We start from the raw sequence: 6000 nt of genomic DNA, 5'->3' as shown, positions 1-6000 counted from the left end.
CGCACGGCGGAGGCACTCCGGGCCGCCGCGATAGAGCTGGACGGACCCGGATAGTTCCGCCGACCCCAGCCACGTCACCGGAAGAAGCCGTGCGCCACGAAGTCTGGCAACGATGAGATCAGCGCGCGGTTGCCTACAATTAGCCGCTGGGCGATATGGACCTTGAACGCCTGCACTGAGCCGCTCTTCAACCGGACGAAAGACCAGCACCTAGGAGAGATCTGCGATGCGCGTTACTCGTGGTTGGATGAGTTCCGTGGCGGCGGCCACGGTTTCGGCGAGCGCTCTCCTCGGGGTCCAGGCGGCGCCGGCGACAGCGGAAACTCCGGGGACGCTCATCTCGTCGACCCCGCAGGCCGACGGCTGGCGTCCGCTGCCCAACGGTTCGGTGATCACCTACTGGATGACCGGGTCGGACGGCACACCGCGAGAGGCCAGCGGAGCATTGTTCACCCCGGCGGGCGCGCCGCCGCCGGACGGCTGGCCGGTCGTCGCGTTCGACCACGGCACGACCGGGCTCGGCCGGGGATGCGGGGGCGAGTCCGCTCCGAGCACGGCGCCCGACACGCATTGGCACGCCGAGGAAGACGACATGATGCGGCGGGTGATCGACCAGGGCTTCGCGGTGGTGGCGCCGGACTACCTCGGGCTCGGGCTCTTCGACACCGGACCGCACCCGTACCTGGAGTTGCGAACCGAGGCGACCGCGACCATCGACCTGTTGCGCGCCGCGCGTTCCGCGCACCCGGAACTGTCGCGGACCTGGGTCGCGATGGGGCCGTCGCAGGGCGGGCAGGCGGCGCTCGGCGCGGGCCACCTGCAGGCGAGTTACGCCCCGGACCTCGACTATCGCGGCACCATCGCGATCGACACGGAGTCCGACGTCGAGAAGGCGCTGCCCATCGCGGGACCGGCCATCCCGACCGTGCCCGGCACGGCGGAGACGCTCGGCTTCCTCTCGAGCATCTTCGCCGGATTACGCGCGGCCCGCCCCGACCTCGACTTCAACCAATATCTGACCCCGCTCGGCCGTGCCCTGCTCGACGACATCGAGACCATGTGCAAGCCGGCGATCGAGGCACGGGTGGACGGCGTCGGGATCGGGCAGATGTTGTCGAAACCGCTGTCCGACAGCCGGGTTCGCGCCGCGTACGACTCGTATCTGACGGTGCCGACCAGCGGCTACGACGCCCCGATCCTGTTGCTGCTCAACGTCACCGACACAACGGTCCCCGCACCGCTGCACGCCGCCCTCGCCGCCCAGCTCTCCGCCAACCGCGTCGACTTCCAGACCGTCACGGGCACCGGCACGCATACTCAGCTCAACCCGCAGATGTGGTCCGCCATCGACGCTTTCCTCGCCCGCGTCAGGTAATCCACTCCGGCAGTGCCCGATTGCGGCATGGCGAGAATCCGTCGAAAGCTGACGATCGACCCACTTCTCGCCCGCCCGCGCCCCATCTAGCGTCGTAATCACCCTGATAGAAGGAGATTTCGATGCTCGCACAGTTCGTCCTGTTCGACGGGTTCGATCCGCTGGACGTGATCGCGCCGTTCGAGGTGCTCGGCGCGGGCGGCACGCTCACCGGCGGAGCGCTGGCGGTCGAGCTGGTTTCCGCGGCGGGCGCGCGCGACGTGCCCAGCGGGATACCCCCGATCTCATTGCGGGCCAACGGAAAGCTGGATCCGGGACGCGCCGATATCGTCGTCGTTCCCGGCGCGATGGGCCGCATGCCCACCGACGAGGACGACCACCGCGACGACACCGTGCTGTCCGTCCTCACCCGCGCGCTCGACACCGAATTGTCAGCGCTGCTGAAAGAATCCGTCGACCGCCCAGGACTCACCGTCGCCAGCGTCTGCGGCGGCTCGCTGCTGCTCGGATTCGCCGGCCTGCTCGCCGGCCGTCCGGCGACCACGCACCCGCTCGGCATGGCGGCACTCGGGCAGACCGGCGCCCACGTGGTGCACGCCCGGGTCGTCGACGACGGCGACATGATCCACGGCGGCGCCGTCACCTCCGGCCTCGACGTCGGCCTGTATCTGCTGGAACGCGAGCTCGGTCCCCGCGTCGCGCACGCCGTCGAGCAGCTGATCTCCCACGAGCGCCGCGGCACCGTCTGGCGCAACACGGGCGCCGCCCCGGTCCCGGCCTGATTCGTTGTCCCGGAACCCTATTGGGTAATGTCCTGCGGTTGCGCCGCTTCCAGGCGCGGCATCGGCTGACCTGAGCCGGTTGGGTTTCATGGGGAGGATCGTCATGCGGAGTATCGCCGCACTGACCACCGCAGCGCTCGGCGCCCTGTCCATCGCCGGCCTCGTCGGCTCGGGAATCGCTGCGGCAGCGCCGGATTCGATCGAGGCGCTCGAGGTCGGCGACTGCATCAACTACACCGACCGCGCGGGCACACCGGCGGACTGCGACTCGCTCGCCGCCAACTATCGGCTCGTGGAGAAGACGCGCGCGGGCGCGTGCAGCGACCCGGCCGCCACCGTCCAGTTCTCCAGCGGCGACGCGAACGGCAATGTCTCGCCGACGTATTGCTTCGTCTTCGATTGGCGCGTGGGCACCTGCTACGACTTCACCCGCGACGGCGGGTTCCCCAAGCGGGACTGCGCGGCGCCGGGCAATCACATCGGCCGGGTGACCTCGGTGCACGAGGGCGTAGCCGACTATGGCGTGTGCCAGCCGCAGGAGGGCGGACTCACCAACGACAAGCTGGGACTCACTGTTTGCTACGCCGCGGTGCGCGGCTAGGCCCTGTGAGGTCGCCCAATGGTCGCGGTGTTTGCGGCGGGTGACGGACCGGTGGTCGTAAGGTACGGGCATGGTGCCTACCGATAAGGCCGAGTTGGTGCAGTCGATCGTCGAGTCGTATCTGCTGAACGGCGAGCGGCAGTACAGCCGGACCGACGTGGCCGAGCAGGCGGGGACCACCACGGCGCTGACCAAGCGCCTGTGGACGGCCCTCGGCTTCCCGGCCGGGTTGGACGACGACGCCGTCGACTACACGGACGCCGACATCGCGGCCCTGCGCAACTTCCGCGGCCTGAACATCCTGTCCTCCGCCGACGCCAGGCGGCAGGCCGCGACCGCGCGCACGCTGGGGCAGGGCATGGCCCGCCTGGCGGAGTGGCAGGTCGATCTGGTGCTGGCCGAGATCGGCGAGCGCGTCGCCGCGGCCGAGCCCGACGCCGATCCGGAACAGACCATCCGCACCGCGACCGAGGGCACCATCGCGACGCTCGAACAGCTGAACACCTACGCCTACCGTCGCCACCTCGCCGCCGCGCTGTCGCGCTCCCTCGACCCGGGCACCTCGGCCGGGGAAACGGTGCGCGAACTCGCGGTCGGCTTCGCGGACATGGTCGGCTACACCCGGCTCACCCGGCACCTGCACCCCGACGAACTCTCGCTGCTGCTCGAGTCGTTCGAGTCGACCACGACCGCCGCGATCACCGAGAACGGCGGCTGGGTGGTCAAGAACGTCGGCGACGAGGTCATGTTCGCCGCGAACAGCGCGGCCAACGCGGCCCGTATCGCGCTGGCCATCCAGGAGTCGACGATGATGGTCGGCGGCACGCCCGACCTGCGCGTCGCCGTCGCGTACGGCGAGGTGCTGCAGCGGTTCGGCGACCTCTACGGCTCGGTCGTGAACATCGCGTCCCGGCTCACCGGTGTGGCCCGGCCCGGCACCGTGCTCATCGACGACGGGGCGGCCCTCGCGCTCGACGGCGAGCCCGAGTTCCTCATCAAGAACCTGCGCAGCGTGCGCGTGCGCGGATTCAACCGGCTGCGCCCACATATCCTGCGCCGCAACGAGAGGCACCGCTGAACCCCCTGCGACGGACACCCGATCGCGGGCGCGACCTAAGCTCGTGCCGGTGGAAATGGACTGGTCGCGGCTGCGCGCACGAATGTTCGTGGACGAGGACGAGGCGATCCTCGCGCTGCACAAGCCCGCGGGACTCTCGGTCACCGGGGAGCGGCACGATACCGATCTGGTCGAGCTGGCGGCGGCCGCGGGCGAGACGCTCTACCCGGTGCACCGAATCGACAAGGTGACCTCCGGGCTGATCCTGCTCGCCAAGGAACTCGGCGCGCACGGGCAGTTGACCAGGCAGTTCAACAAGCAGACCGCGGAGAAGGCGTACCTGGCCGTGGTCGCGTCGAGCGAGCTGCCCGACGTCGGGGTGATCGATCTGCCGCTCAGCGTCGGGCGCAAGAGCCGCGTCCGCATCGCGGCGCCGAGGGAGAGCATTCGCCGCGCGGCGGACCGCTGGTTCGTCGAGGACGCCGATCTGCTCGACACCAAGAACTACCCGTCGCGCACCGACTTCGTGACGGTGCTGCGCCGCGACGACTACGCGGTGCTGGCGCTGCGCCCGATCACCGGCCGCAGGCATCAGATCCGGGTGCAGTTGGCCTGGATCGGCCACCCCATCGTCGGCGATCCGCTCTTCGACAAGTCGGGTGCGTACGAGCGAACCTATCTGCATTCGTGGCGGCTCGGACTCGCGGCGGATTGGCGCACGCCGCCGCGACTCGAGGTGGAGGCGACGCCGGACGCGGAGTTCTGGCGACCCGTTCAGATGGAGCCCGGCGAGGCCGGCGAAATACTCCGCCGCGCAAGCGAATTGCTCGGCGATCGGCTTCCGTGAGCACCGGCCCTTTGAGCATTCAGCACTGCGCCGGCCTGCGAGACCACCCAACCTTCTCGGGTACCCGGCGCGTCGACTAGGCCGACCACTCCGGTGACCGGCCGAGCATCGCGACGATCTGCTCGAGTCGATCCGCACTCGACCACGACACCTCCGGTGCGAACGCCGCGCCGGGGGCCAGCCGGATATCACCGCCGGGCACGGCCTGCGCCACCGGCAGCGCGGCCGCGAGCAGCGCGTCCTCGAACCGCACCGGCAGGCCCAAAGTCTTTGCCACGTCCCAGGAATGGACGACGTAGTCGATGAAGTGGAAGCTCACCGCCTGCGCGCCGGAGAACTGGAAATCCGCGCTGAACTCGACCAGCGGGACCTTGCGGTCCAGCATGCCCGGCTCCGCGAACGCCTCGATGACCTCCTCGGCGGCCGCGCGGTAGCTCGCCACCGGGTCCGCACCCAGCGGGCGCGTCTTCCACAGGGCCGGATCGGCGTCGCCACGAGCCGCCGCGGCGAATCCGTGATGCTGGGCGATCATGTGCGTCAGCAGGCCGTGCAGGGTCCAGTCCGCGCACGGAGTCGGCTTGCCGAGGTCGGCGGTGGTGAGCCGCTCCACCAGCTCGATGCTGGTGCGCACGGCCTGCGCGTCCAGCGCGACGAGGTCGACGGTGCTCACCAGCGCGTCGAGGGTGCGCAGTTCTTCGCTGACATCGGGTTCGGTCGCCATCGATGGCTTCTCTCTGTAGCTTCAATAATAAGTACGAGCATATCGTATGCATGCGCTTATCATCTGGCAAGCAGTATTTTCTTAGCCATGCCGGAAGCTCATCGCCCCGATCTCGCCGCGATGATGGCCCCGCTCATCCGGGCGCTCATCGCGGCGGAAATGCCTGTGCTCGAACGACATGGGCTGTCGATGTGGGGATACTCGGTGCTGCTCGGGCTCGGCAAGGAGCCCGTCTACACCCAGGCCGCGCTGGCCAAGGCCATCAATGCCGACAAGACCCGCATCATCGGGGTGCTCGACGAACTCCAGCGCGGCGAGTTGATCCGGCGCGAGCCCGATCCGGCGGACCGGCGGGTGAATCTGGTGTCGATCACCCCGGCCGGGCGCAGCCTGCGCGACCGGGTGCAGGCCGATATCCAGGAACAGGAGAACCGCCTGCTCGCACAGCTTCCCGCAGCCGACCGCCGGGCGTTTCTGCGATCGCTGCAAACCCTGGCGAACGCGGTCGGCGAGGCGACGTGAGCCCGGACACAGACCGGCGTGCACGTTTCCGTCGGTGGCGAGCCTCATGGCGACGCGTAACACGCAGGTCAACTAGCCTTGATGGGTGCCGCGCA

The 6000-nt window shown here is 69.3% G+C and carries 7 protein-coding genes; 6 read left to right on the top strand and 1 reads right to left on the bottom strand.

The window, feature by feature from the left end:
* Positions 1-247: 247 nt before the first annotated feature.
* The 5 genes from ON39_RS04230 to ON39_RS04210 all read left to right on the top strand — a co-directional run bounded on the left by ON39_RS04230 (position 248) and on the right by ON39_RS04210 (position 4662).
* Entirely contained in the window at positions 248-1375 is a 1128-nt protein-coding gene (locus ON39_RS04230) for a lipase family protein (protein WP_246002848.1), read from the top strand.
* Between the two features lie 122 nt (positions 1376-1497).
* On the top strand, positions 1498-2157 hold the full coding sequence (locus ON39_RS04225; RefSeq protein ID WP_040731134.1) for a DJ-1/PfpI family protein: 660 nt from the start codon (positions 1498-1500) through the stop codon (positions 2155-2157).
* A 103-nt stretch (positions 2158-2260) separates the two neighbouring features.
* Positions 2261-2758: a hypothetical protein gene (locus tag ON39_RS04220; RefSeq protein WP_110293505.1), complete on the top strand. Its 498-nt coding sequence runs from the start codon at positions 2261-2263 to the stop codon at positions 2756-2758.
* Positions 2759-2828: 70 nt separating this feature from the next.
* Complete coding sequence (locus ON39_RS04215) at positions 2829-3836, top strand: adenylate/guanylate cyclase domain-containing protein (protein WP_040731130.1); 1008 nt, start codon at positions 2829-2831, stop codon at positions 3834-3836.
* A 55-nt stretch (positions 3837-3891) separates the two neighbouring features.
* Positions 3892-4662 carry an RluA family pseudouridine synthase gene (locus ON39_RS04210; RefSeq protein ID WP_040731128.1) on the top strand — a complete coding sequence of 257 codons (771 nt, stop codon included), beginning with the start codon at positions 3892-3894 and terminating at the stop codon, positions 4660-4662.
* Between the two features lie 76 nt (positions 4663-4738).
* On the opposite strand, the gene ON39_RS04205 is transcribed toward ON39_RS04210, so the two are convergent.
* Positions 4739-5383 carry a TIGR03086 family metal-binding protein gene (locus ON39_RS04205; RefSeq protein WP_083894229.1) on the bottom strand — a complete coding sequence of 215 codons (645 nt, stop codon included), beginning with the start codon at positions 5381-5383 and terminating at the stop codon, positions 4739-4741.
* Between the two features lie 87 nt (positions 5384-5470).
* On the opposite strand from ON39_RS04205, the gene ON39_RS04200 reads away from it, so the two are divergent.
* Positions 5471-5905 (top strand): MarR family winged helix-turn-helix transcriptional regulator, encoded by a 435-nt coding sequence (locus ON39_RS04200; RefSeq protein ID WP_040731127.1) that lies wholly within the window; start codon positions 5471-5473, stop codon positions 5903-5905.
* Positions 5906-6000 lie beyond the last annotated feature (95 nt).

This window comes from Nocardia tenerifensis NBRC 101015, assembly GCF_000308715.1.
Taxonomy (GTDB): Bacteria; Actinomycetota; Actinomycetes; order Mycobacteriales; family Mycobacteriaceae; genus Nocardia; species Nocardia tenerifensis.
Note: the sequence above shows the minus strand (reverse complement) of the source record. Positions and strands in the feature narration are given on the sequence as shown.